The organism is Thiomicrorhabdus sp., from assembly GCF_963662555.1.
Taxonomy (GTDB): Bacteria; Pseudomonadota; Gammaproteobacteria; order Thiomicrospirales; family Thiomicrospiraceae; genus Thiomicrorhabdus.
The window spans coordinates 729,025-754,448 of sequence record NZ_OY759719.1 but is presented as its reverse complement, the minus strand read 5'-3'; the positions used below and the strand labels follow the sequence as shown (position 1 = coordinate 754,448).

At 39.0% G+C, this 25,424-nt stretch carries 20 protein-coding genes; 9 read left to right on the top strand and 11 right to left on the bottom strand.

Translation table 11 applies throughout. The features are described 5' to 3' along the window. Nucleotides 1-769: 769 nt before the first annotated feature. Both tyrS and ACORJQ_RS03110 read right to left on the bottom strand, forming a co-directional pair. A complete protein-coding gene (gene tyrS, locus ACORJQ_RS03115) occupies nucleotides 770-1,960 on the bottom strand; it encodes a tyrosine--tRNA ligase (protein ID WP_321325933.1) in 1,191 nt (396 codons plus the stop codon). A gap of 55 nt (nucleotides 1,961-2,015) precedes the next feature. Next, nucleotides 2,016-2,969 (bottom strand): dihydroorotate dehydrogenase, encoded by a 954-nt coding sequence (locus ACORJQ_RS03110; protein WP_321325931.1) that lies wholly within the window; start codon nucleotides 2,967-2,969, stop codon nucleotides 2,016-2,018. A 13-nt stretch (nucleotides 2,970-2,982) separates the two neighbouring features. Here ACORJQ_RS03110 and ACORJQ_RS03105 point away from each other — a divergent pair, with 13 nt between their 5' ends. After that, nucleotides 2,983-3,447, top strand: coding sequence for a tRNA (cytidine(34)-2'-O)-methyltransferase (locus ACORJQ_RS03105; protein ID WP_321325930.1), 465 nt, complete (start codon nucleotides 2,983-2,985; stop codon nucleotides 3,445-3,447). Between the two features lie 44 nt (nucleotides 3,448-3,491). On the opposite strand, the gene ACORJQ_RS03100 is transcribed toward ACORJQ_RS03105, so the two are convergent. The 4 genes from ACORJQ_RS03100 to ACORJQ_RS03085 all read right to left on the bottom strand — a co-directional run bounded on the left by ACORJQ_RS03100 (nucleotide 3,492) and on the right by ACORJQ_RS03085 (nucleotide 5,806). Next, the gene (locus ACORJQ_RS03100) at nucleotides 3,492-4,499 is read right to left on the bottom strand and encodes an NAD(P)H-dependent glycerol-3-phosphate dehydrogenase (protein ID WP_321325928.1); all 1,008 of its coding nucleotides are present in this window, start codon (nucleotides 4,497-4,499) and stop codon (nucleotides 3,492-3,494) included. A 21-nt stretch (nucleotides 4,500-4,520) separates the two neighbouring features. Further along, nucleotides 4,521-5,006 carry a protein-export chaperone SecB gene (gene secB / locus ACORJQ_RS03095; RefSeq protein ID WP_321325926.1) on the bottom strand — a complete coding sequence of 162 codons (486 nt, stop codon included), beginning with the start codon at nucleotides 5,004-5,006 and terminating at the stop codon, nucleotides 4,521-4,523. A 36-nt stretch (nucleotides 5,007-5,042) separates the two neighbouring features. Then, a complete protein-coding gene (gene grxC, locus ACORJQ_RS03090; RefSeq protein WP_321325924.1) occupies nucleotides 5,043-5,297 on the bottom strand; it encodes a glutaredoxin 3 in 255 nt (84 codons plus the stop codon). A gap of 68 nt (nucleotides 5,298-5,365) precedes the next feature. Continuing rightward, a complete protein-coding gene (locus tag ACORJQ_RS03085) occupies nucleotides 5,366-5,806 on the bottom strand; it encodes a rhodanese-like domain-containing protein (RefSeq protein WP_321325923.1) in 441 nt (146 codons plus the stop codon). A 100-nt stretch (nucleotides 5,807-5,906) separates the two neighbouring features. Between ACORJQ_RS03085 and gpmI the strand changes: the two genes are divergently transcribed. The 5 genes from gpmI (at nucleotide 5,907) to ACORJQ_RS03060 (ending at nucleotide 16,035) form a co-directional block, all read left to right on the top strand. Next, a complete protein-coding gene (gpmI, locus tag ACORJQ_RS03080; RefSeq protein ID WP_321325921.1) occupies nucleotides 5,907-7,484 on the top strand; it encodes a 2,3-bisphosphoglycerate-independent phosphoglycerate mutase in 1,578 nt (525 codons plus the stop codon). Nucleotides 7,485-7,679: 195 nt separating this feature from the next. Continuing rightward, a complete protein-coding gene (gene cls / locus ACORJQ_RS03075) occupies nucleotides 7,680-9,101 on the top strand; it encodes a cardiolipin synthase (protein WP_321325919.1) in 1,422 nt (473 codons plus the stop codon). 22 nt (nucleotides 9,102-9,123) lie between these two features. After that, nucleotides 9,124-9,888 (top strand): endonuclease/exonuclease/phosphatase family protein, encoded by a 765-nt coding sequence (locus ACORJQ_RS03070; RefSeq protein WP_321325916.1) that lies wholly within the window; start codon nucleotides 9,124-9,126, stop codon nucleotides 9,886-9,888. Nucleotides 9,889-10,111: 223 nt separating this feature from the next. Next, nucleotides 10,112-14,602 carry a glutamate synthase large subunit gene (gene gltB, locus ACORJQ_RS03065; RefSeq protein ID WP_321325914.1) on the top strand — a complete coding sequence of 1,497 codons (4,491 nt, stop codon included), beginning with the start codon at nucleotides 10,112-10,114 and terminating at the stop codon, nucleotides 14,600-14,602. Between the two features lie 23 nt (nucleotides 14,603-14,625). Further along, nucleotides 14,626-16,035: a glutamate synthase small subunit GltD family protein gene (locus ACORJQ_RS03060; RefSeq protein ID WP_321325912.1), complete on the top strand. Its 1,410-nt coding sequence runs from the start codon at nucleotides 14,626-14,628 to the stop codon at nucleotides 16,033-16,035. 165 nt (nucleotides 16,036-16,200) lie between these two features. Here the strand turns inward: ACORJQ_RS03060 and ACORJQ_RS03055 are convergent, their stop codons facing one another. Continuing rightward, nucleotides 16,201-16,368, bottom strand: coding sequence for a hypothetical protein (locus tag ACORJQ_RS03055; RefSeq protein WP_321325910.1), 168 nt, complete (start codon nucleotides 16,366-16,368; stop codon nucleotides 16,201-16,203). A gap of 3 nt (nucleotides 16,369-16,371) precedes the next feature. Next, a complete protein-coding gene (locus ACORJQ_RS03050) occupies nucleotides 16,372-16,884 on the bottom strand; it encodes a hypothetical protein (protein ID WP_321325908.1) in 513 nt (170 codons plus the stop codon). A 1,112-nt stretch (nucleotides 16,885-17,996) separates the two neighbouring features. On the opposite strand from ACORJQ_RS03050, the gene ACORJQ_RS03045 reads away from it, so the two are divergent. Next, a complete protein-coding gene (locus ACORJQ_RS03045) occupies nucleotides 17,997-18,722 on the top strand; it encodes an NYN domain-containing protein (RefSeq protein ID WP_321325907.1) in 726 nt (241 codons plus the stop codon). A gap of 423 nt (nucleotides 18,723-19,145) precedes the next feature. Here ACORJQ_RS03045 and ACORJQ_RS03040 read toward each other — a convergent pair whose 3' ends face one another. Continuing rightward, nucleotides 19,146-19,427 carry a hypothetical protein gene (locus ACORJQ_RS03040; protein ID WP_321325906.1) on the bottom strand — a complete coding sequence of 94 codons (282 nt, stop codon included), beginning with the start codon at nucleotides 19,425-19,427 and terminating at the stop codon, nucleotides 19,146-19,148. Nucleotides 19,428-19,733: 306 nt separating this feature from the next. On the opposite strand from ACORJQ_RS03040, the gene ACORJQ_RS03035 reads away from it, so the two are divergent. Next, nucleotides 19,734-21,827: an EAL domain-containing protein gene (locus ACORJQ_RS03035; protein WP_321325905.1), complete on the top strand. Its 2,094-nt coding sequence runs from the start codon at nucleotides 19,734-19,736 to the stop codon at nucleotides 21,825-21,827. Between the two features lie 99 nt (nucleotides 21,828-21,926). Here the strand turns inward: ACORJQ_RS03035 and ACORJQ_RS03030 are convergent, their stop codons facing one another. After that, on the bottom strand, nucleotides 21,927-22,796 hold the full coding sequence (locus ACORJQ_RS03030) for a LysR family transcriptional regulator (RefSeq protein WP_321325904.1): 870 nt from the start codon (nucleotides 22,794-22,796) through the stop codon (nucleotides 21,927-21,929). Between the two features lie 60 nt (nucleotides 22,797-22,856). Here ACORJQ_RS03030 and ACORJQ_RS03025 point away from each other — a divergent pair, with 60 nt between their 5' ends. Beyond that, a complete protein-coding gene (locus tag ACORJQ_RS03025; RefSeq protein ID WP_321325901.1) occupies nucleotides 22,857-23,936 on the top strand; it encodes a YeiH family protein in 1,080 nt (359 codons plus the stop codon). A 133-nt stretch (nucleotides 23,937-24,069) separates the two neighbouring features. Here the strand turns inward: ACORJQ_RS03025 and ACORJQ_RS03020 are convergent, their stop codons facing one another. After that, entirely contained in the window at nucleotides 24,070-25,365 is a 1,296-nt protein-coding gene (locus ACORJQ_RS03020) for an NAD(P)/FAD-dependent oxidoreductase (protein WP_321325899.1), read from the bottom strand. Nucleotides 25,366-25,424: the final 59 nt, after the last annotated feature.

The following is a 25,424-nucleotide window of genomic DNA, read 5'->3' as shown; positions in this document are numbered from 1 at the left end:
AAACATGATAAAAAATAATTAATTATTATTTACCAATTTACATATTTGTCAAAAATCGAGATTTTTTATTTGGTCACTCACTAAAGCGAGTTTCCACATAAATTATCTCTGAATTACCTGATTTTTAAAGAACTTAGGTCTCTTCGAGAAGAACTAACTTGGCGACTAAGTCGCTTGCTTTTCCTTCTCGGTAAGCCGCTTATTATAAGTTGATTTCCAATCCGTTGTCAACAATTTATTTTAAATTATTTTCAACTTTTTTCGCTCAACTTACTCAATCCGTAGACTTCATAAGCGCTGTTCTCAACCACTTCTTCTCGCTAACTCGTAGCTTGTTTTCTGTGTCTGCGTTGGAACAGGTGCGTATTCTAACCATATCCGCTAACAACGCAACCCCTTTTTTATCCTTTTTGACACTTTTTTTACATTTTATCCATTTCTTTTACTTTACCCCTCTTTACACACCACTTATCCACAGACTTATTCACATTTTAGGGGTTTTACCTTATTTTTAACTAAATCACTTTAAGTTATTCACAGTAGATTTCGCTCAACGCGGAATAAAAGGAATGGATACGTTTCTACCCTTTAGCTTTATATGAGATGAAATGAATAGGGAATAAGAAATTGTAATGAGAGATGAATTTATTTTTAGAAACAAAAAAGGCGATGCCTTTCGACATCGCCTTTTTATATTTATATAGATTTTAAGTACAGGTTTTAAACTAAGTTTATTACATATATATAATGTATCTAAAAGCTACACTGTTTAATCAATAGTAATTTTGGCAAACTTACGCTTACCTACTTGATAAACAGCCGTAGTCCCAATAGGCATAATTTGACGACTATCATCAACTTTCTCACCATTAATTTTAACAGCACCTTGCTTAGTCATTCTGTGACCATCAGAAGTCGAACCAACTAAACCAGCTTCTTTTAATAAATTCGCCAATGGCATTTCACCATTAATAGTCATTTCCTCTATATCATCAGGAATCGCATTTTTTGAAAACTTAGTTTCAAAATCTTTTAAAGCACCTTGAGCAGCTTCCTCTGAATGGAAACGTGAAATCAATTCTAAAGCCAATTTTACTTTGACATTACGTGGGTTTTCACCATTTGCAATTGCTTCTTTAAGTCTTTCAATAGTTTCAATTGATTCAAAACTTAGCAATTCATAATAACGCCACATTAACTCATCTGAAACAGACATGACTTTACCAAACATATCGTTTGGTTCATCTTTAATACCGATGTAGTTATTTAAGGACTTGGACATTTTTTGCACACCATCCAAACCTTCAAGAATTGGCATAGTTAAGGTACATTGCTGAGGCTTACCATAATGACCTTGTAAAGTACGACCCATTAATAGATTGAACTTTTGATCTGTTCCACCTAATTCAATATCCGCATCCAATGCAACTGAATCATAACCCTGAACCAACGGATATAAAAACTCATGAATGGCAATCGGCGTATTAGCAGCATAACGATCACCAAAATCATTACGCTCTAACATTCTCGCCACCGTCATTTTACCCGCTAGCTGAATCATATCAGCAGCAGATAACTTAGACATCCACTCAGAGTTAAACACAACTTTAGTTTTAGCGGGATCAAGAATTTTGAACACTTGCTCTTTATAAGTCTCGGCATTTTTAGCGACTTCTTCTGCCGTTAACGGAGGACGAGTGACACTTTTACCGGTTGGATCACCAATCATTGCCGTAAAGTCACCAATTAAGAAAAGCACCTCGTGACCTAAATCTTGAAGTTGCTTTAACTTATTAATAAGAACTGTATGTCCTAGGTGTAAATCTGGCGCAGTAGGATCAAAACCCGCTTTTACACGAAGAGGCTTGCCACTTTCCAGCTTTTCAATTAATTCTTTTTCTACCAGAATTTCTTCTGCACCGCGTTTTATAATCGCTAATTGTTCTTGAACTGATTTCATACTAACTTCTTACTTTATATTTTAATTTGATCATTTTACCAGGCCTGGTAAACGCTTAAACAGCTCCACACAGAACCGTGTCGGTATTTAATTCTAATTGGCCTGTCATCTGTGCTACTGAGGTAAACCCATTGGCTTTCATATATTGAGCAATACCTTTATTCACTTTTTTTACCAACAAAGGGTCTTTAGCCACGGCTGTTCCAATTGCGACCATTGAAGCTCCCGCCAAGAAAAACTCAATGGCATCTTCAGCACTGGCAATTCCACCTAAACCAATAATTGGAATATTATGTTGTTTGGCAACCTGATAGACTTGGTGAACTTTTAATAATGCCACTGGCTTTATTGCAGGCCCTGATAAACCACCTTGGTTATTTCCCAACGTAGGTTTGCGTGTATTCACATCAATTTGCATTCCCATTAAGGTATTAATTGCTGATAATGCATCTGCACCCGCGTCTATAACACGGCGTGCCCCTTCAGCAATGTCGGTTTGGTTAGGCGATAATTTTACAATTAAGGGTTTAGTTGTTTTTGCTCTGCAAGCCTCAACCACTCTTGCAGCCATATCAGGATCATTACCAAAAGCGGCTCCACCCTTTTTTACATTAGGGCAAGAGATATTAACTTCTATTGCAGGCAATTCAGTTTCGTTGAATAAACCAACCACTTCGGCATATTCTTCAATACTAGAACCAGAGACATTAATAATAAACTGAGACTGACTTAAATCCAGTTTAGGCAAATACTCTTCAATCACGACTTTTGCACCCGGGTTTTGCAGTCCAATTGAGTTTAATAACCCACTGGGTGATTCCATTACTCGCTCAGGTTTATTACCCAATTTCGGCTCTAATGTTGTGCCTTTTAAAAACACCGCACCCACATCTCTATTGGAAAACCCTGAAACAGCCTGGTATTCTATGCCATAACCGGCGTTCCCCGATGCCATAGCGACAGGGGAATTGAAATGAATACCGCAAATATCAACTGATAAATCAACCACAGAAACTTCCTATATGTTACATATTATTCTTTACGAGCCTGAAATCCCGCAAAATACTGGTGCTTTAATCCGTTTAAGTGCCAACATGGGTGCTCATTTGCATTTAATTCACCCAATAGCTTTTGATTTAAGCGAAAAAAAGGTACGTAGAGCGGGCTTAGATTATGCCGAACTCGCCAATGTTTACGAGCATCAAAACCTTGAGGCGTGTTTAAACAGCGTTAAACCCAATCGAGTTTTTGCCTTAACCACCAAAACCACGCGGTATTATACCGAGCCAAAATTTGAAAATGGTGACGCTTTTATGTTTGGCCCAGAAACTCGTGGACTGCCTGCAGACGTTATTGCTAGTTTGCCAGAAGAACAGCGATTAACCATACCAATGATGCCTGGTGGCAGAAGCCTAAACTTAGCCAATGCAGTTTCTGCAATGGCTTACGAGGCTTGGCGTCAGCTTGATTTTAATATGAAGCTTTAAGCCAAAATACAATTTACCAGGCCTGGTAAATTGCATTTAAGCTTTTATTCTGACTTTCCAGAACGAGACATCAAGGCATGCACCGCTTGTTTTGGAGAGATATCTGCATTTACCAACAGGTAAACTTGCTCCATTATAGGTAAATCTAAACTCAATTTATCTGCAATCAACTTAACCGTTTTTACCGCTTTAACACCTTCAACGACCTGACCAATCTCATTCATCACTTGTTCTGAAGAGAGGTTACCGCTAGCTAAACCAAATCCAAAACGGCGGTTACGAGATAAATCATCGGTACAGGTTAAGACCAAATCACCTAAACCCGCTAACCCCATCATGGTTTCAGTGTGCCCACCCAAAGCCTGACTAAGACGCATCATCTCAACCATTCCACGCGACACTAATGCTGCACGAGCGTTTGCTCCCATGTGCAAGCCATCGCTTACACCCGTAGCGATGGCCATAATATTTTTATAAGCACCGCCTACTTCTACCCCCACCATATCGGATTGGGTGTACATTCTAAAAGAATCATTATGAAATAAGTTTGCCCAATATTGAGCTTCTGTCTCTTTGTTAGAGGCACTTACCATAGCCGTAGGCAAACCTTTCGCCACCTCATTGGCAAAGGTTGGGCCTGATAACACAGCCACCTGTGGATCTTCACCCATTACCTCAAAAGCCACTTCGTGCAATAGCTTTTGGGTGGTAGGCTCAAACCCCTTTGTTGCCCAAGCCAAATGAATGTCTCTCTCTTTTAACTGACTCTTAACAGCGATTAGAGTTTCTCTAAAAGCATTACTAGGTACAACTAAAAGAATCGCGTCAACACTCGCTAAGGCTTCTGCCAAGTTGCCAATAGGGTTTAAGTTCGCTGGAAAAAGAATGCCGGGTAAATACCTAGCATTTTCTCTAGCAGACATAAGCTCAATAGCTTGCTCTTGGCGATGAGTCCATAAATTAACGGTGTGCCCCACTTTAGCCAAGTGAATAGCTAATGCTGTTCCCCATGCCCCAGCACCTAAAACCGCAATATTGGTAGCTTTATTCAAAACAATAACTTTCTAAAGTGCTTATTGCTGTGTGGCATTAGCTGCCGTATTAGCTTCTGCATTCGTTTCGGCGTCTGCCTGAGCTTGTTGCATGTGCTGGTGATAAATTGCTTCAAAATTTACTGGTTCTAACAATAATTGTGGGAACCCACCTCTTGCAACTAAATCTGAAACCGTTTCACGAGCATAAGGAAACAAAGCAGTAGGACACTGAACACCTAACATGTAAGAAAGTTCAGCATCGTTGAAACCTGCAAGTGTGAAAATACCAGCCTGCTCAACTTCACATAAAAATGCCGTTTTATCTTCAACCTTAGTCGTTGCTGTTACACGCAAAATTACATGATAAATATCACCTTCTAAATGTTTGCTTTCAACATTTAAATCCATAGCCAGTGCTGGTTGAAACTCTGTAGCAAATAATTCTGGAGTATTTGGTGATTCGAATGAGATATCTTTAGTGTAAATTTTTTGAATTACAAAGGCTTGTTCTGGTGCTTCAGACATTTTGATTCCTATTATATTTTTATCTTAGGTTTAAATTTATGCTTGTAAAAGCGGATCAATTTCGCCACGTTTATCGGCAGCCGAAAGGTCATCAAAACCACCAATATGGTGATCGCCAATAAATACTTGTGGAACCGTATTTCTACCCGTTTTTGCTTCTAACTCTGCCCACTTCTGAGCATCACCACCTATATCAATAGATTTATATTCAACGCCTTTAGCATCGAACAAACGTTTTGCCATCATGCAGAACGGGCAAGTAGCAGTACAATAAATAACAACTTCTGACATCTTTTTATCCTCTACTGGCAAATCATCAGTCACAACTTTTCTAGAAGCTGTCTTCTGATTTGCCTGTTTTACTTTTTTTTGTTTTTTTTCGACTTCTCACGACCTACCGGTAAACCCGCAGCTTTCCAAGCATTGATACCACCAGATAAGTTATTTACGTTGGTATAACCAGCTTTAGCAATGGCACCAGCAGCTCTAGCCGAACGTGCTCCTGATAAGCAATACACTAAAATAGGTGCATCTTTATCTTTAGGCAAAAGCCCCATTTTTGAGCTAATTTCAGTCGATGAAATATTGGTTGCATTACCAATGTAACCCTCTCTATATTCACCCGCTGTACGCACATCTAAAACAAAAGCGTCATCATTATAAAGACGTGTTGCTGCATCAGAGTTTACTGATTTATAGCCAGCAAGTTTATCGCCTACATAACTATAGATAAGCATAATTGTGATAACAAAAGCAGCAACAAATAATGGCCACTGCTCTTGAAAGAATTCATTAAACATTTACATTCCCTTAGTAAGCTAATTTTTAAACCTAATGATTTTAACAGCGAAAGTCGATACAATAAACCGAATTGACTAATTATTTATATGGTAAAAACAAATGTCTCAGGATTTAAAATCAAAGATTAAAATTAAAAACCGTCCTACTGGCTTAATCATCCTTGATGGTTGGGGCCATAGAGAAGAACGCCAAGACAACGCAATTGCCCAGGCCAACACCCCAAACTGGGATAAATTAGTAGCTAATCATCCAGATACTTTAATTAGTACCTCAGGATTAGATGTTGGTTTACCACACGGCCAAATGGGTAATTCAGAAGTAGGTCACATGAACCTAGGAGCTGGACGCGTAGTTTACCAAGAGCTAACCCGCATTCAAAAAGATATCGACGATGGTCGTTTCTTTAATAACAACGCCCTATTAAGTGCTATTGACAAAGCAACGGAACGTGAGCGTTCGGTTCATATTTTAGGTTTACTTTCTGATGGCGGTGTTCACTCTCACATTAACCACATTAAAGCCGCTCTATCTCTAGCCGTTGATCGTGGCGCTAAAACGTTTTTACATATCTTTACAGACGGTCGTGATACTGCCCCTCAAAGTGCTTTAGAGTATATTGCAGAAATTGAAGCACATATTAAAGAGATTGGTGGGAACTGCACAATTGCATCAGTAATTGGCCGTTTTTACGCTTTAGACCGTGACAACCGCTGGGAACGTATTCAAGAAGCTTACGATTTAATCTGTTGTGGTGAAGCTAAATTTAAAGCTGAAACCGCACAAGAAGCAATTGAAATGGCTTATGCACGTAACGAGACTGACGAATTTGTACAAGCAACTGCAATCTTGAATAAAAAAGGCAAAAAGAGCAAAGTAAAAGACGGTGATTCAATTATCTTTATGAACTACCGCTCTGACCGTGCTCGTCAAGTAACTAGTGCTTTTATTATGCCTGATTTTGGTGAGTTTCATCGTTGCAAAACTCCTATTTTATCTGCGTTTGTGACCCTAACTGAATACAACAAGAACTTTGAAAACTTTGGTGCAACGATCGCGTTTCGTCCAACCAAGTTGATTAACACTTTTGGTGAAGTCATCGCCAAAAACAAATTGCGTCAACTACGCATTGCTGAAACAGAAAAATATGCACACGTTACTTTCTTCTTAAATGGTGGTGTTGAAGCACCTTATTTAGGCGAAGATAGAATCTTAGTACCATCTCCTCAGGTTCGTACCTATGATTTACAGCCTGAAATGAGTGTGGTTGAACTAACTGATAAGCTAGTTGAAGCGATTGAGTCAGGTAAATATGACACCTTTATTTGTAATATCGCCAACCCAGACATGGTTGGGCATACGGGTAACTTTGATGCTTGTATTAAAGCAGTAGAAGCCGTAGATACAGCTTTAGGTCGAATTCTTGAAGCGATTGAAAAAGCCAATGGACAAGTTGTTGTTACAGCCGACCACGGTAATATTGAGATGTTAGTTGACCCTGAAACAGGCAAGCCATTAACTTCTCACACAACCTGCCCTGTTCCATTAGTTTATTTTGGCCCTAAAGAGCTTGAATTAAGAGAAGGCGGTTCATTACCAGACGTAATGCCAACACTTCTAGACTTAATGGAGATCAAACAACCAGAAGAGATGACAGGAATTTCACTTCGTAAGAAGTAACATCCAATCTTTAAACATCTCTTTTTAAAATAACCAGGCCTGGTAAGTTATCAATTTACCAGGCCTGGTCATTTCTACTTTACCCGTAAAACCCTTCCCTAAATTTTGCTACAAAATAGTTCACCATTTCTCTATGGACTATTTACCATTTTCATCTTATTCTAAGCTCTAATTAGTAAACCATTGGAGCCCCAAATGCCTGTAGTCAATGAACTAGATCATTTCTCTATTTGGCTTTATTTTCTTTATACACTTCTCGTGATTACCGCTATTTTGCAGATACTCTACCAAAGACGTTCACCGCAAAATCTTATGGCCTGGCTCCTAACCATCTTGCTTTTACCAGTCATTGGTCTTCTTTTTTATGCCATTTTAGGGTCTCGAAAATTCTTTACTAAAAGCAAAAAACCCATTATCAATCTGCACTCTATTGCCGAAGAATCGCCAAAATCAGAATTAGGCAAAAGCATTAACAATATTCTTAATGCCAACGGTCTTCCTAGTGCATCGCAAAACAATACTATTCAAGCATTTTTAAATCCTGTTGATGCCTACAATTCCTTTATATATGAGATTGAAAATGCTAAAACTTGCATTCATATACAAACCTATATTTTTGAATTAGACAATACCAGCCTGGCAATTTTAAACGCCTTAATCAAAAGAGCTAAAGAGGGATTAGAAGTCTGTTTATTAATGGATGCTATTGGCTCTTTTTCACTTTATCGCAACTCAAAACCACTACAACCACTTATTCAAGCTGGTGGACAGTATGCATTTTTTCAACCTATTTTTAAATCTGCACTTAATAGCCAAATTAATCTTAGAAATCACCGAAAAATCTACCTGTTTGACAGCCAAACTCTACTCACAGGTGGAATGAATATTTCTAGTGACTATTTAACATCGGATGATAACAATCAAACCAACCTTCAATGGAAAGACCTTCTCTTAAAAATCACTGGGCCAACAGCCCTTCATCACCAAAACATCTTTAATGAAGATTGGATCTACTCAACTAAACAAGACCTTAAAAAGCTGAATCACCAACCTATTAAAAATCACATTAATTCCAATACAAACGCCAGTATACAAGTAATTCCATCTGGGCCCGATATTGAAAAAGACGTGCTTTTTGAAGCGATGTTACAAAGTATTTATGTAGCCAAAACCTCAATAGACATAGTGAGCCCATATTTTATTCCAGACAATTCATTAATGAATGCGTTTTTGGTGGCTATCAAACGTGGGGTTAAAGTGAACTTAATTACCCCACAAAAATCTGACCACCTAATTTTTGACCTAGGCCGTAGCTCTTATATGCGAGAATTACACGAAAACGGCGGTAAAATTTATTTAGACCAATCTGCCATGCTCCACGCAAAACTTATGGTGATTGATCATGAATGTGCCATTATTGGTTCAGCAAATCTAGATTATCGCTCAATGTTTATTAACCATGAAATTGTTAATTTTATCTACTCAGAGCAGATAATTAATCAAATGAAAGCTTGGATTGAAAAACTCACTCATGATGCGCGACTTTATCAATCAAGCTCAAAAAAACGTCACCGACTGCTGGAAAACTTAACCCGCATTTTTGCCCCAATTTTGTAAAAAATGGTAAAGAAATTTTAAGATGTATCAACCCAAATACACCCCAATTGCTAGCCGACAAGCACAGCCAACATCACAAGATCAATTACCTGAGTGCTTTACCCTGCTTGCTTGGAATTTACAAAAAACCGATTTTTCTCACTATGTTTATCGCAATCTCAAAGAGCTGTTAACTCAATCAGAGTTTACTAATGAACCGCATATCTTATCGTTTCAAGAGGCTAAAACCTTACCTGAACAAATCAGTTTTTTTAACCTCTCATTTGTTATCGCTCCCAATATACAAACCAAAAAAAATCATTTTGGCGTTCTAACCGCATCTAGCTCAATTATAAACCCTATCAGACAATGCCTAACCCAGAGCCGGGAGCTTGGCTGGGCGACTCATAAAACCGCACTTATCACTCAACACAAACTCAGTAATAATCAGATTCTTACACATGTAAACATTCACGCCATTAACTTTGTTTCTCACAGTGTTTTTCATCGTGAACTGCAAAAACTATTTCAACATCTTGACCAAATCACAGGGCCCATTATTATTAGCGGTGACTTTAATACTTGGAACAAAAAAAGAACTAAAACCCTAATTGAAGCGACCCAAAAACTCAGTCTAAAGATGGTCAAATATCCCGATCATCGCCCTATAAAATCAATATTCAAACAACCTCTAGATCACATCTTTTATAGAGAGCTCTCTTTACAATCTTCACAAGCGATTGATGTAAACCTTATCTCTGATCACAACCCCATTTTGGCAACCTTTTGCACCATTAATAATCACTGAAAAATAGCAAAACACAAAATGTACCAAGCAACACAATAAAAGCGACGTAACACGGGGTAAACAATGGTAAAATTTGATTCTAATTGCACTAATAAAGTATAATTCCGCTCTTATTTTTATTATTTAAACGCGCTGAAACGAGACAAATCCCTTGCACATCAACAGGTTAACTCAGATTAACCGGGGTTTATTTGTGCAAAATTTGACAGACAGGAACCTGAATATGAACCCATTACAATCTTCAAACGGTCTTAACCTTGCAGGCTTATATTCTCCTGAGTTTGAAAAGGAGAACTGTGGTTTTGGCTTGATTGCCAATATGGATGACAAACCAAGCCATTGGCTAGTAAAAACGTCCATCGAATCACTTGCAAACATGACGCACCGTGGTGGAGTTGCGGCCGATTGTTGTACGGGTGACGGTTGTGGTTTATTAATTAAAAAACCTACTGCATTTTTAACGTCTGTTGCTAAAGAACTTGGTTTTGAACTAACTGATATTTATGCGGTTGGTATGATTTTCTTAAACCAAGATGCTGATAAAGCACAAGCTGCACGTTCGTTCTTAGAAACAACCTTAATCAATAAAGGATTAAGTGTTGCTGGATGGCGTAAAGTTCCTGTACGTTCTGAAGTGCTTGGTGCTCAAGCAGCAGGTATGGAACCAGTTATTGAACAAATTTTTGTCAATGCCCCTGCTGATATTGATGAAGCACAATTTAACCGTTTACTGTTTACAGCACGCCGTAAAACAGAGATGGAAATTGAACCAAATGATGACACTTTCTACGTCGCTTCTTTAAATACTCAGTTATTAGCCTATAAAGGCTTGGTCATGCCTAAAGAACTTCCAGAGTTCTATCTTGACCTTAAAAATGATGAGTTTGCGTCTTCGTCTATCTCTTATCACCAGCGTTTCTCAACCAACACAACTCCACAGTGGCGTTTGGCTCAGCCGTTCCGTTTCTTGGCACATAATGGTGAATTGAATACCATTCGTGGTAACCGTAACTGGGCATTAGCTCGTCAAAAGAAATTTGAAACACCATTGCTACCAGATTTAGGTGAACTAAAACCATTAGTCGCTCAGTCTGGCTCTGACTCAAACTCATTAGATAATATGATGGAAATCTTGATGATGGGCGATATGCACATCTTCCAAGCTTTACGTCTGTTAGTACCGCCTGCTTGGCAAAACATTCCATCAATGGATGCTGATAAAAAAGCCTTCTTAGAGTACAACTCTATGCATATGGAACCTTGGGATGGCCCAGCTGGTATGGTTCTTAACACAGGTAAATATGCGATTTGTGGTGTTGACCGTAACGGTTTACGCCCAACACGTTATGTAATTACTAAAGATCGTCACATTACCTTTGCTTCTGAAATAGGTGTTTACAACTATGCACCTGAAGATGTTGTTGAAAAAGGCCGTCTAAAACCAGGCCAGGTGATTGCTGTTGATTTAGAAACAGGTACCTTAATCAAGCCTGAAAATATTGATGACCAACTAAAAACTGCAAAACCTTACCGTCAATGGATGGATCAAGGTTATATGCACATCGAAGAAAAACTTGAACAAGAAGAAAAAACGCTTGATTGGGATAGCAAAAAAGCAGACATCTATCAAAAATACTATCAAGTAACTTTTGAAGAACGTGATGCGGTTATTCGTGTTTTAGCAGAAGATGGACAGGAAGCAACGGTTTCTATGGGTGATGATGCCCCTTTACCTGTTTTCTCTCATAAAGCACGTTCAATCTTTGACTACTTCCGTCAGATGTTTGCACAGGTTACTAACCCGCCAATCGACCCTTTACGTGAAAACATTGTTATGTCTCTTAATACCTGTTTTGGTAAAGAGCTAAACATGTTTGAAGAAGGTCCAGACCACGCTAAACGTTTAGAAGTACAGTCTCCAGTATTAAGCCCTTCAATGATGGAACAACTGCTTTCTGTTAATGTAGAAGGTTATGAAAACTGCAGAATTTCACTTCATTACAACCATGAAGAAATGGGGCTAGAATCAGCCATTAAAGCAGTTTGTGCACAGGCTGAAGCTGAAGTAAAAGCAGGTAAAACCATTCTAGTGTTAAGCGATTTAGATATCGAAAATGGTCAAACTACTATTCCTGCGGCTATGGCAACAGGTGCAGTTCACCATCACTTAATTGCTAAAGAATTACGTACAGAAGCAAACATTGTGGTTGAAACCGCAACCGCTCGTGACCCTCATCACTTTGCAGTGTTATTTGGTTACGGTGCTACCGCTGTATTCCCATACTTGGCTTATGAAAGTATTGAAGACATGCGTCGTACTAACGAACTTAGTAAAGATGTTTCTATCACCAAATACATTGGTAATTACCGTAAAGCAATCAATAAAGGGTTATTTAAAATCCTTTCTAAGATGGGTATTTCAACCATTACCTCTTACCGTGGTTCACAGTTATTTGAAGCGGTAGGTTTAAGTTCTGACATCATTGAGCTGTGTTTTAAAGGTACGCCTTCACGTATTCAGGGTACTAAATATGAGCACATCGAGCTAGACCAACGTCGTTTAGCGTGGGAAGCATTCAACCCACGTAAGCCGTTACAGCAAGGTGGTTTATTCAAGTACGTTCACGGTGGTGAATACCATGCATTTAACCCAGAAGTGGTTAACAGTATTCGTGAAGCGGTACAAAAGAACGATCAAAACAAATATAACGAGTTCCGTGATCTAGTTAACAATCGCCCTGCTATGACCATTCGTGATTTATTCACTTTTAAAGATGGCATTGAAGGCGTTGAGTTAACTGAAGTTGAACCAGTAGAAGCTATCTACAAACGTTTTGACTCTGCGGGTATCTCGCTTGGTGCTTTATCACCTGAAGCTCACGAAGCTTTAGCTACGGCAATGAACCGTTTAGGTGCTCGTTCTAACTCAGGTGAAGGTGCAGAAGATCCAGCACGCTACGGTACTGAAAGAATGTCTAAAATTAAGCAGATCGCTTCTGGACGTTTTGGTGTAACCGCACATTACCTACGTAATGCTGAAGTACTTCAGATCAAAGTTGCTCAGGGAGCTAAGCCGGGTGAAGGTGGACAGCTTCCAGGTCACAAGGTTGACATGACGATTGCTAAGTTACGTCACTCAGTACCTGGTGTAACATTGATTTCGCCTCCTCCGCATCACGATATTTACTCTATCGAAGATTTAGCACAGCTAATCTACGATTTAAAACAGATTAACCCTAACGCTTTAGTTTCGGTAAAACTTGTTGCTGAGCCAGGTGTTGGTACAATCGCAGCCGGTGTAGCTAAAGCTTACGCTGACCTTATTACTATCTCAGGTTATGACGGTGGTACAGGTGCTTCACCGATGACATCTGTTAAATACGCTGGTAACCCGTTTGAAATGGGTCTAGCTGAAACTCACCAAGTTCTACGTGCTAACGACTTACGTGGTCAAGTTATCGTACAGGCTGATGGTGGTCTTAAAACTGGTTTAGATGTTATTAAAGCGGCTATCTTAGGTGCAGAATCATTTGGTTTTGGTACCGTACCAATGGTTGCATTAGGCTGTAAATACCTACGTATTTGTCACTTAAATACTTGTGCAGTGGGCGTTGCAACTCAAGATGAACGTTTACGTAAAGAGCACTTTATTGGTATGCCAGAAATGGTTATGAACTACTTCAAGTTTGTTGCTGAAGAGACTCGTGAGTGGATGGCAAAACTAGGTGTACGTTCTTTACAAGAGTTAGTTGGTCGTGTTGATCTATTAAAAATGATTGATAACCCTCTAACTGAAAAACAGAAAAACATCGATTTATCGGCATTTATTACTGATGCAGGCATCCCTGCTGATAAGCCACATACCGTTCAAGTAAAACGCAATAACCCTTGGGATCACGGTGATATCGCTGAAGAGATGGTTAAGGAAACTTTACCAGCTATCGAAGCGAAATCAGGTGGTACTTTTGAATTTAAACTAGTTAACACGGGTCGTTCTATCGGCGCACGTGTTGCGGGTGAAATTGCCGAACGTTATGGTAACGATGGTATGAAAGATTCACCAATCACCCTAAAACTAACAGGTATTGCCGGGCAATCTTTTGGTGTATTTAACGTTGATGGCTTAAACCTTCACCTAGACGGTGATGCTAACGATTACGTTGGTAAAGGTATGGCAGGTGGTGAGATTGTTATTCGTCCACCAGCTGGAAGCACATTTAACGCTAAAAACACGCCTATTGTTGGTAACACTTGTTTATACGGTGCAACTGGCGGTAAATTATTTGCCAACGGTACTGGTGGTGAGCGTTTTGGTGTTCGTAACTCAGGCGCAACTGCAGTGGTTGAAGGCCTAGGCGATCACGGTTGTGAATATATGACTGGTGGTACAGTTGTAAGTTTAGGTGAAGTGGGTGTTAACTTTGGTGCGGGTATGTCAGGTGGTATGGCATTCATCCTAGATGAAAACCGCAACCTACCAGATTGCCTAAACCCAGAAATGGTAGAAGCAATCCGTATTGACACAGAAAATACTGAAGCTTACCGTGTTTACCTAAAAGAGCTAATCACTGAGTATGTTGCCAAAACTAACAGCCCATGGGGTCAAGAAGTACTTAACAACTTCAGTGCATTCATTGGTCAGTTCTGGTTAGTTAAATCACGTGCAATCGGTGTTGATAAACTATTCGATTTATTTGTTAAAGCTGCAGACTAAGAGAAACTGGAAGGAATTTAAAAATGCCAAATGTTAGACAATTTTTAGAATTAAACCGCCAGCTTCCTGAAAAGAAAGCGGCTAATACCCGAAACAAAGAATTTACTGAAATCTATTCAGCTTTCAAAATGGAAGACGCAATGGCACAGGCAGATCGATGCCTGCATTGTGGTAACCCATACTGTGAGTGGGCCTGCCCTGTTCACAACTACATTCCAAACTGGCTAAAACTGGTTGCGGAAGGTAACGTAATGGAAGCCGTTGAGATTTCACATAAATCAAACTCACTGCCAGAGATGTGTGGCCGTATTTGTCCGCAAGACAGACTGTGTGAACAGGCCTGTACTTTAGAAGATACTAACTTCGGTTCAGTCACCATCGGTCAAATCGAGAAGTTCATTACCGATACTGCGTTTGCTGCTGGTTGGACTCCTGATTTATCTGACGTAGTTATGACCGATAAAAAAGTCGCCATCGTTGGTGCAGGCCCTGCGGGGATTGCCGCAGCTGACATCCTAATCCGTAATGGTGTTAAGCCTGTTGTCTTCGAAAAACAACCTGAAATCGGAGGCCTACTGACGTTTGGTATTCCTCAGTTCAAGTTAGACAAAGACATCGTCGTACGTCGTCGTGAAATCTTAGAAGGTATGGGAATCGAATTCCATTGCAACATTGAGATCGGTAAAGACATCTCTTTCCAATCATTAGTTGATGATTACGATGCTGTATTCCTAGGAATGGGAACCTACAAGCCAATGGCAGGTCGTTTCCCTGGTGAAGAGCTACCAGGTGTTCACAAAGCACTAGACTTCCTAATCGGTAACGTTAAAAACGAACTAGGTATGGAACAATCTCCAGAACCATTCGTGAGCATGGCTGGTAAAAAAGTTGTTGTTCTAGGTGGTGGTGATACCACTATGGACTGCACACGTACTTCTATCCGCCAAGGTGCAGACGAGGTTTACTGTGTATATCGTCGTGACGAAGAAAACATGCCAGGTTCACGTGCCGAAGTACAAAACGCCAAAGAAGAAGGTGTTCAATTCAAGTTTAACCTAGCACCGGTTGAAGTGATTGGTGATGGTAAAGTTGAAGGTATTAAGGTAATCGAAACTCGCATGGGTGAGCCAGACGAAAATGGTCGTCGTCGTGCAGAGATGGTTGAAGGTTCAGAACAAGTGATTCCATGTGATGCAGTTATCGTCGCATTCGGTTTCCAACCAAACCCTCCAGCTTGGTTTAAAGACTACAATATTGAAGTCAATAGCTGGGATGGCGTAGTTGCTTCTGACAAGTCTCTATACCCTTTCCAAACCACTAACCCAAAAATCTTTGCGGGTGGTGATATGGTTCGTGGTTCAAGTTTGGTTGTTGAAGCCATTGCCGAAGGTCGTTCAGCCGCAGAAGGGATTTTGGATTACTTAGAAGTTTAAGTTTTCAGAATTACCCTGTGCTCGCACAACAGTAACGGCCACTGTACATACCTGGCCTGGTAAGTTATAAAAAAACCCGCAAGGATTTCCTTAGCGGGTTTTTTTATTTATTCAATACATACAAAAATAAAAAGCCCGCTTAAAGCGGGCTATTAACCATAATAACTAGGCAGCACGTTTTTTTCGTCGCTGCTTTTTAGCATCACTCTTCTTTTCTACCTTAAACCATTGAAAGTCATTAACATTGATGCCCTTTTTCTGACACTCTGCAAATGCATGGCTTAAAGCTTTACTAAACTTCGCGTGCACATCTTTTTGCGTGTAGTTTGACATGAATTACTCCTCAGTTCGCTGGATGACGAGCCATCCACCTTGGTTAAATACTAAAAATCCATTAATTGGATGCTTTTCAACCCATTCGACAACGAGTTTAAAAAAAGTTTTCATTTCATGACCACGGCCGAATATCTTTACTTGACTCATTCCGTGTTCAATAATTCCTTGTTCAGATAAAGCAACAATAGTACCAGCGATTCCTTGTGCTGTACTCATCATTCCTATTTCTTGTTCCTCAAGATATGCAGTATTAGATTTTGGATTTAACTGCATATGTAAAACTTTATGCGAATTAATCGGGGCAGCATGTACAACACCAATTAAAGCAACATATTCATCATCTTCTGTATTAACAACAGCGTGATTATAATTTACACTTTCTAACGAAGAACTAGTATCAGCCTTAATAATTTGCTTCATATCTTCATCATCAAAGCTTTCTGCCATTTCATCCCATCTATCTTTTACTGCTTGCTTAATACCAGGTTGTTCTAATGGGATAGCTTGATACATTTTTCCACCTTACTTTACAGGCAAGGCCAATTATTATACAAAAAATTAGCATTATCTGTAAACTTTATTATAAATATTATGAGTTAACTGTTATTTATTCTACGTTATTTTACACACTCTCACAATATTTCAGTTTACAAAATAATCGATGGGGTCAATCGGGTGAATTCAATTCCAAAGTCCAACACGTGTAATAAGAAAATCGACGGGTTCAGACTCGATTGATGTTTGTAGCTGTTGAGACGCCTTTTTTATATTTATATACCTTTGAATAAGGTGATGCTACCCTTTTATCTTCTATGATTGAGAAGCCTTTTTAATATTTATATACCTTTTAAATTGTCATTCAGGCTTCCCCTTACCTTATTGTTTGCCCAATAAGGTAAGCCAACAAGGGCACCCCGCTCCATAAATTGGCAAGTTCTAAAACTCATTCACTGAAAACGCTGAACTCGCTCCGCAAGCTACGCTCTAACAGCAGCGTTTTTTAAACGTTCACTTCGTTAAGAACTCTGCACAATTTATTCCAAGGGGAACCTTGGCGTTTGTGGTTTGCTTCATCTATTAAAAAATCAATTTACCCTATGATCACACTGTATTAATGGTCACAGGACATGCCAGGCCTGGTAATATCCGCAACCCACGATAAAAACAACTAAAGAAATGATGAATTAACGTAGAAACAGCCTCCCCTCTGTAAGAAATTGCTCTTTTACTTAGCGTAGTATGCGGTTAAAAATTCCCATTGTTTGAGCGTAGCGAGTTATGGGAATTTCAGCAGACAAGCTTAGTAAAATCGATTTTGTCAGCGGGGTGCCTTTTCTTTGCTTCCTTTCTTTGGGCAAGCAAAGAAAGGAAGGAGAAGCCTGTTAGCTAAAACAAAAGGTCTACCAATATTCGTAAAGGCTTCTCAACAGCTAAGACTCATCAAACATTAAAACCAAATTTACCAGGCCTGGTAAGTTACTAAAAACCCGCAAGGATTTTCCTTAGCGGTTTTTTTATTTGTATCGAAAATTCAAAACCATTTCTAAACACAATTTCATTTACATTTTAGCCATACATAGTAATACTACCTATCAATCAAACATTCTGGCCTTCAAGGAAACAAAATGAAAGATAAGGAAAACATAGCCGTATTTATTGACGCTGATAATGCTCCTGCAAAAAAAATAGATAAAGTACTTTCTGAACTTGCCCGCTATGGAGTTGTCAATATTAGAAAAGCATACGGAAACTGGAAAAATCAAAATCTAAAATTGTGGGAAGATGTGATTCACGATTATGCAATACAGCCAATCCAACAATTCGATTTAACAAAGGGAAAAAATGCAACAGACATGGCTCTTGTAATTGACGCGATGGATATTTTATATACAAAAAATGTAGACGTTATTTGCCTTGTTTCCTCTGATTGTGATTTCACCCCCTTAGTTACTCGTGCCCTCGCTGATGGTAAATTCGTTATTGGTTTTGGAGAACGCAAAGCTCCATTAGCTTTCGTAAATAGTTGTTCCCGTTTTCTTTATTTAGATGAAGAAAAAACACAAAGCGAACCTATTCAAAAACAAACTAAGACTATCAAAAGCGATACAAAACTCATCAATTTATTACGGCAAGCTATCGAAGCGGTAGAAGAAGAGGATGGCTGGGCAATGCTTGGCCCTATAGGAACTCATATATCAAACCATGCTTCATTTGACCAACGAAATTACGGATTTAAAAAACTAAGTGACTTATTTATAGCAATAGACCTTTTTGAAATGAAGAAAACAAATGGCTCAGTTCTCTGGGTTAGAGATAAGAAAAGAGCAAGGCAACTCAACAAACCAGCATAATTAAAATCGTTGGCGTAAGACTCGATTGATCTTTTGTAACTGTTGAGAAGCCTTTTTAATATTTATATACCTTTGAGATTCTCATTCTGGCTTTCCCTCTGAGGGCAATCGCTCTTTTATACCCCAAGGGCACTTCTTTCAGGGCACGTATTTGGTTACTTTTTGCCTAACAGCAAACGAAGAACTCGGCTGAAGAGACTAGAAAAAGTAACGGGAAGCCAGAGTCATCAAAATAAAGACCTATAAGTATTAAAATGGCTTCTCAATAATTATCAAAATCAATTATTTGAGTTTTACCAGGCCTGGCATGTCCTGTGGCCATTAATACAGTGTGTGCATAGGGTAAACCTAATAATGTTCAAATAAAAAACCCGCTAAGGAATATCCTCGCGGGTTTTTTATTGTTTCAGTAAAGAACCCTGTTTAACGTTGTGATGCTTTGATATAGGCACGAGCACGTTCAACCTTATCAATACAGTTTGGGTACTTACCAAATTCTTTCTGAATTTTAGCTGCTCCCAGCAGGCTTGCAGCCTTAGTGTATTCAACCGTACCGCTAAAACCCTTGGTCTTGGCATAATCGAGTTCTTGGTAGGCAATGTTCAACCCATCTGAACACTGCTTTGCCAAAGAACTATTTGGGTTTCCGGCACAGCCGGCGACCATCATTATAAATATAAATGGTATAAGCATTTTAGTTAGCATATTTAATACCTCTATTTAATCTTGAATTTTAATCTTGAATTCATTTTTTGAAACACCCTTTTCATTCTAGCCCATTGAGAAAACGATTACCTTAATCTATTTTTTATATAAAAACTTTTGATTTTTACAATGACTAATCGAATACCCCTGGCCTGGTAAAGAAGCCCCTAGATATAGTACTTTAATACGTTTACCTTAATAAATTGCTGCTACTAATCCTTTTAGATTTCTATTTTTTAATGGTGACATTCTACAAAACAATACTTTATACTACTTAGAAGCCTGCTATAAAGTGCATGATGTGCTGTGAAAGAATATGATTTTTTAAAAGAGTTCAGTACTGACAACTTTGAAACCATTTTCAATTTGTCGAAAGATGGTATCGCAATAATTAGTTTAGAAACTAACTTCTTAAAGTGTAACCCTGCTTACTTACAGATAACAGGCTTTAGCAGTGAAACCTTACTTAATCAAACCCTGTACGATTTAACCAAACCTGAAAACAAAGACAGCCTTTCTACGGTTATACAAGAAGTCATCAAAACGGGGCATATTGACAATTTTGAGACAAGTTTACGACTTAAACGCACAACCTCTCAAGTTAATATGGCACTGACATTACTTCCTGATAAAAATCATATTTTAATTTCCCTTCAAAACCTCTCTGAAAAACAAAACCTAATCGATTCACTGGAACAAACAGTTAAATTTGATGCTTTAACCCAACTTCCTAATCGTGAGTACTTTACGCAACTATTCAATCAAACCTGTGAAAAGATTAAGAATTTACAAAATATCTATATCGGTTTTTTAGACTTAGATAGCTTTAAGAGCATCAATGACTTGTATGGACATACATTAGGTGATGAACTCCTTACCTCTCTCGCTCATCGATTAACAATCTCTTTAGAACAAGACGAAGCGGCATCTCGTTTAGGTGGTGATGAGTTTGCCATTTTATTACTAGCAAACAATATGGAAGAATTGGAGTTTCGTATTGAAAAGCTGTTTAAACAATTGGAGCTGCCTTATGTGCTTAAATCCAGCCCTGTACCTGTAGAAATTTCTTGCAGCATTGGGATTTCTCAGTATTCTGATGAGTTTAATGAATTAGATACATTATTACGCCAATCTGATCACGCCATGTACCTGGCTAAAATGCCAAACCACCCTAATATCAAATACTTTTCTCACTCTGAATACCAGAAAACAATTTCACACCAAAAGATGTTGGTTAAGATTTCTGATGCCATCAAAAATAATGAAATGGAGCTCTATTATCAACCTAAAGTAAACTTAAGAACGGGAAAAATTACCGGATTTGAAACCTTAATTCGTTGGATAGATCCCAAGAACGGTCTCGTTTTACCCAATAATTTTTTGCCTATTATAGAGTCAACCCATGTCATTATTGAGTTAGATCGCTGGGTCATCAAACAGGCCATTGCAGAAACCCAACAGCGTTATAAACAAGGCTATTTCTGGCCTGTTTCAATCAATATTTCCAACCGACACTTTCACCATGATAGCTTTCTTCCTTTTTTGGAGGAAGCACTAAAAAGTGCTCCAGAACTGCCACCCAATACTTTTGAGATTGAACTATTAGAATCAATTGCCATTATTGATTTTGCTCAAGCTAAACAGGTTTTAACAGCTATAAAAGCACTGGGAGTAAATCTCTCACTAGATGATTTTGGAACGGGCTACTCTTCAATTGCCTATTTAAAACACCTACCTTTTGATACAGTCAAAATCGACAAGATGTTTATTCAAACCATGCTGTCACATACCGATGAAATGCAAGTTGTGGAAGCCACCATTAATCTTACCAAAGTATTCAATTTAAACGTTATCGCAGAAGGTGTTGAAACGATTGAACACGGTATCGTATTACTACGTTACGGTTGCAATCAAGCTCAAGGGTTTGGTATTGCTAACCCCATGCCAGGAAAAGACATCATTCAATGGTCTGAACATTTCACTCCTGATCCAAGCTGGTCTTTATGGGCAGATGCACTTTGGGATACCCGAGACTTTCCGTTGCTGGTAGCAAAAAGTGATCATATTATTTGGATTGAACAAGTCCTACTGACCATGAGAGATGCCAATATCGAACCCGATTTAACTCAATTAAAGGATGAATATAGCTGTCGATTTGGTCAATGGTACTATGGGATAGGTAAACAACAATACAGCCACCTTCCCATTTACCAGAAAATTGAAAGCATTCATCAAGAGGTTCACCATGTTGGGCTGGAAATGTATGAATTGAAGCAATCGGGTGATATTCATTCCGCCAAAGAACTTATTGAGCACTTACTGGATTTGCGAGATCAAATACTAACCGCTTTAGATCAATTACAACGTCAATTCATCAAACAAAACACACCAAAAAAGTAAGAAACTGCCTAACAAAATAAATCATAAATAACCCAGCTACACCTGCCTATAGCTAGGCGCTAGCTATAATTTTACACAGGGTAAATTTATTTTAAATGCTCAACGAATAAACGCACGAATCCAGTGAGTGTTGTGACCAAGGTCTGGTAGTAACATAGATAATTGGCGAATAATCCGATCATCTTCGGTTAGGCTTCGCCATTGAATTGTAGGGGGTAAGGTTTCTATTGCCATCTTTGAAACCAAGGCAATGCCTAATCCAACCCTCACCGCCTCTTTGATAGATTCAGTACTATAAAGCTCTATTACGGATTTAATTTCTATATCCAGCCGTTGTTTATAGGCTAGTTCAATCATCTCGCGAGTTCCTGAACCTTGTTCTCGTAAAATGAGCGGATACTCATAAATTGATTTTAAAGTAATTTCTTCAACTTCAGCGAGCGGATGATTGTCAGGCATAATCACGATAAGTTCATCTTGCTTCCACGCAGTTGGATAGTAGCCTGTATTTTTTATACCATGCACTCGCCCTTCTACAAAAGCGGCATCGAGTGAAGTTAGGCTATTTAAAATCTTTTGAGTATTCCCCACTAAAACATCGACTTTTATCATTGGGTAATCTTTATGAAATTGGGCTATTAGCCTTGGTAAGGCGTAGTTGGCTATGGTGGTTGAAGCACCTACTTTTATGGTGACAACTTGATCATGTTCTATTTGCAAACGAAAGGTTTCGGCATCTATCAACAGTTTGGTTTGCCGTTGTGCATAAGGTAATAACGCTTTTCCTAGTTCTGTAAGCTCAATTCCCATTCCCTTTCGTTCATACAAAGGCTCGGTAAAAGATTCTTGTAAGGCTTTTAATTGACCAGAAACAGCGGGTTGAGAGCGGTGCAAAGCTTCTGCCGCAAGAGATATGTTTTTTAACTCAGCAACTTTGGCAAAGGTCAGCAAGTGATTAGCCTTAATCATCAGAATTTCCGATAGTATTCATAATTAAATAAGATTTAATTATATAACGACTTTTCTAAAATGGTAGTTGAAATCAATTATTCGTCTAGCTATTTAAGAGAGGTCACTATGTTAGCTATCGCCACGCCAAGACAACATACCTTACACGGTATTTTACTGGTCGCATTATTTGCGATTGCCGCCCACACCATCGCTCAAACCGGAATAATGACTCATTTAGGCTTAAGCCCCTTAATTGTGGGCATTTTACTCGGAGCCATTTACGGCAACACGTTACATCAACACATTCCACAAGAGTGGCATGCCGGGATTCATTTTTCCGCCAGAAAAATTTTACGCTTGGCGATCATACTCTACGGCTTTGCTATTACCTTACAAGAAATCGCCTCTATTGGTTGGCAGGGGATTGTATTGGCGGCGTTGGTTGTTACTAGCATTTTAACGGTGGGATATTTGATTGGTACTAAAGTCCTAAAAATGGATTCAGAAACCGCGTTATTAACTTCTGCAGGCAGTGGTATTTGTGGTGCAGCGGCAGTATTAGCAATGGAACCTGTTACCAAAGCACAAGGGCATCAAACATCGGTAGCAGTTGCCACGGTGGTCGTGTTTGGTACTTTATCGATGTTTTTGTATCCGATTTTAGACGGTATGCATCTGTTTCAACTTAGCAACGAAGCTAAAGGCTTGTATTTTGGTGCCACCATTCATGAAGTTGCTCAGGTTGTTGGAGCATCGAGTATTTTACCGACCGAGGCTCAAGACTATGCTGTGATTGAAAAAATGACGCGTGTTTTAATGATTGTGCCAGCTATCTTAGTGGTAGGTTGGTTGGTGTCTCGAAAAAAATCGACCAACCAAACTGGCAAAGCATCATTAGTGTCATCAATCCCTTGGTTTGCAGTTGCCTTTTTAGCGGTAGCCGCATTTAATTCATTAAACCTTTTACCAAAAGAGATCGTCAGCTCTATTCATCAGATAGACACGTTTTTATTAACCATGGCTATGGTTGCTCTAGGCATGGAAACGCAAGTGAGCAAAATGAAACAAGTTGGCGGTAGTGCCTTTATTCTGGCAGGTATATTGTTTTTTATTCTATTGGTTGGCGGGTATTTTTTGGTTAGATTATTAGCGGTATAACCTAAATTAGAGCAATTTATTCTATGCTCAAAATGCATGGGAAACTAGACACAGCAAACCCCGACACGTCCTGTGGCAAGCTGTAGTTTGTAACCACAGGGTAAATCCCTAGCATTTGCATAGAAAACAATTATTAATACAGTTTTAATTTTGGTTTTATACGTTTTTCTAAGACGCTTACTAACATATACCAAACCGTTCGCCAAAAACCGTGCAGGACTATTTGGTGTTGTCTGTAAAGACTTGCATATGCCCAACGTGCAAACTTGCCTTCTACTAACCAGTTTTTATTTAATAGCTGGTCTAACAAGTTACCCACAGCTTGAAAGTGGCTAAGAGAGACCAGTGCACCATGGTCTTGGTATGTAAAATTCACCTGTGGTTTTTGTTTGATTTGAGCAATAATATTGTTGGCACACACTTCGGCCATTTGATGTGCCGCTTGAGCCGTAGGCGGAACAGGACGACCTTCATCATTCAATAGAAATGCACAGTCACCAATAGCATAAATATTTGTACTGGTTTTTACTTGTAAAGTTGGCTCTACTTCAACTTGATTAATTCGGTTAGTGGGTAAATCCAAATCACCTAAAAACTTAGGTGCTTTTACGCCTGCCGCCCAAACAATTAAATCAGCTTCTATCACTTTCTCATCAGTTATTAAGGTGTTGGCTTTAATCTGTTTTACCATCACATTAGTTTCAATATCCACCCCTAAATCGGTCAGGGTTTTATGAGCTTTGTTGGCCATTGATTCGGGTAAAACGGGTAAAATCCTGTCGGTCGCTTCTATTAAATGTACACACAAACTATTGTGATGAATCTTATGCACGCCAAACTGCTCAAGGCGGTCAACGGTTGAATAGAGTTCTGCAGCAAGTTCAACACCTGTGGCCCCGCCGCCCACAATCGCAACCTTAACCAAATCGTTTGTTTGTGCGGTTTCGGAAAACTGTAAAAACCGATTCAACAAACTCAAATGAAAATCTTCTGCTTCTTGTGCGGTATCTAAGGTAAAGCAGTGCTCTCTGACCCCACTAATACCAAAGTCATTACAGCGAGAACCCAAAGCCAAAATCAAGTAGTCATAATCTAATGTTCTTTGTGGTAACAGTTGTTTACCGTGGTGATCTAATAATGGCTCAAGCGTTAGAGTTTTGTTGTGGCTATCTAAATCACAAAAACTGCCAAGTTGAAAATAATAGCCATTTTCGGCTGAATGAGCTCGATAACTCAAGGCTTCTCGGCCAGTATCAAGTGAACCAGATGCCACCTCATGTAAAAGCGGTTTCCATAGATGAATTCGGTTGGAATCAATCAAATTAATTTCAGCAAGGTTTTTCTTACCCAGTCGATTTCCCAAGCGGGTTGCAAGCTGTAAACCCGCAGCACCACCACCAATAATCATGACTTTTGGCAAAGCAGACATCATCATTCTCCTAACAAGTTGTTTTACTAAAATAGTTTGGTTAGAAAACGGAAAAACAA

Bases quoted from the DNA above. Each gene is read 5' to 3' on its own strand.
- ACORJQ_RS03070 (WP_321325916.1), top strand. From the start codon at position 9,124: ATGTATCAACCCAAATACACCCCAATTGCTAGCCGACAAGCACAGCCA.
- gltB (WP_321325914.1), top strand. From the start codon at position 10,112: ATGAACCCATTACAATCTTCAAACGGTCTTAACCTTGCAGGCTTATAT.
- ACORJQ_RS03105 (WP_321325930.1), top strand. From the start codon at position 2,983: ATGTTACATATTATTCTTTACGAGCCTGAAATCCCGCAAAATACTGGT.
- grxC (WP_321325924.1), bottom strand. From the start codon at position 5,297: ATGTCAGAAGTTGTTATTTATTGTACTGCTACTTGCCCGTTCTGCATG.
- ACORJQ_RS03085 (WP_321325923.1), bottom strand. From the start codon at position 5,806: ATGTTTAATGAATTCTTTCAAGAGCAGTGGCCATTATTTGTTGCTGCT.
- gpmI (WP_321325921.1), top strand. From the start codon at position 5,907: ATGTCTCAGGATTTAAAATCAAAGATTAAAATTAAAAACCGTCCTACT.
- ACORJQ_RS03045 (WP_321325907.1), top strand. From the start codon at position 17,997: ATGAAAGATAAGGAAAACATAGCCGTATTTATTGACGCTGATAATGCT.
- ACORJQ_RS03060 (WP_321325912.1), top strand. From the start codon at position 14,626: ATGCCAAATGTTAGACAATTTTTAGAATTAAACCGCCAGCTTCCTGAA.
- ACORJQ_RS03020 (WP_321325899.1), bottom strand. From the start codon at position 25,365: ATGTCTGCTTTGCCAAAAGTCATGATTATTGGTGGTGGTGCTGCGGGT.
- tyrS (WP_321325933.1), bottom strand. From the start codon at position 1,960: ATGAAATCAGTTCAAGAACAATTAGCGATTATAAAACGCGGTGCAGAA.
- ACORJQ_RS03040 (WP_321325906.1), bottom strand. From the start codon at position 19,427: ATGCTAACTAAAATGCTTATACCATTTATATTTATAATGATGGTCGCC.
- ACORJQ_RS03050 (WP_321325908.1), bottom strand. From the start codon at position 16,884: ATGTATCAAGCTATCCCATTAGAACAACCTGGTATTAAGCAAGCAGTA.
- ACORJQ_RS03025 (WP_321325901.1), top strand. From the start codon at position 22,857: ATGGTAGTTGAAATCAATTATTCGTCTAGCTATTTAAGAGAGGTCACT.
- secB (WP_321325926.1), bottom strand. From the start codon at position 5,006: ATGTCTGAAGCACCAGAACAAGCCTTTGTAATTCAAAAAATTTACACT.
- cls (WP_321325919.1), top strand. From the start codon at position 7,680: ATGCCTGTAGTCAATGAACTAGATCATTTCTCTATTTGGCTTTATTTT.
- ACORJQ_RS03055 (WP_321325910.1), bottom strand. From the start codon at position 16,368: ATGTCAAACTACACGCAAAAAGATGTGCACGCGAAGTTTAGTAAAGCT.
- ACORJQ_RS03030 (WP_321325904.1), bottom strand. From the start codon at position 22,796: ATGATTAAGGCTAATCACTTGCTGACCTTTGCCAAAGTTGCTGAGTTA.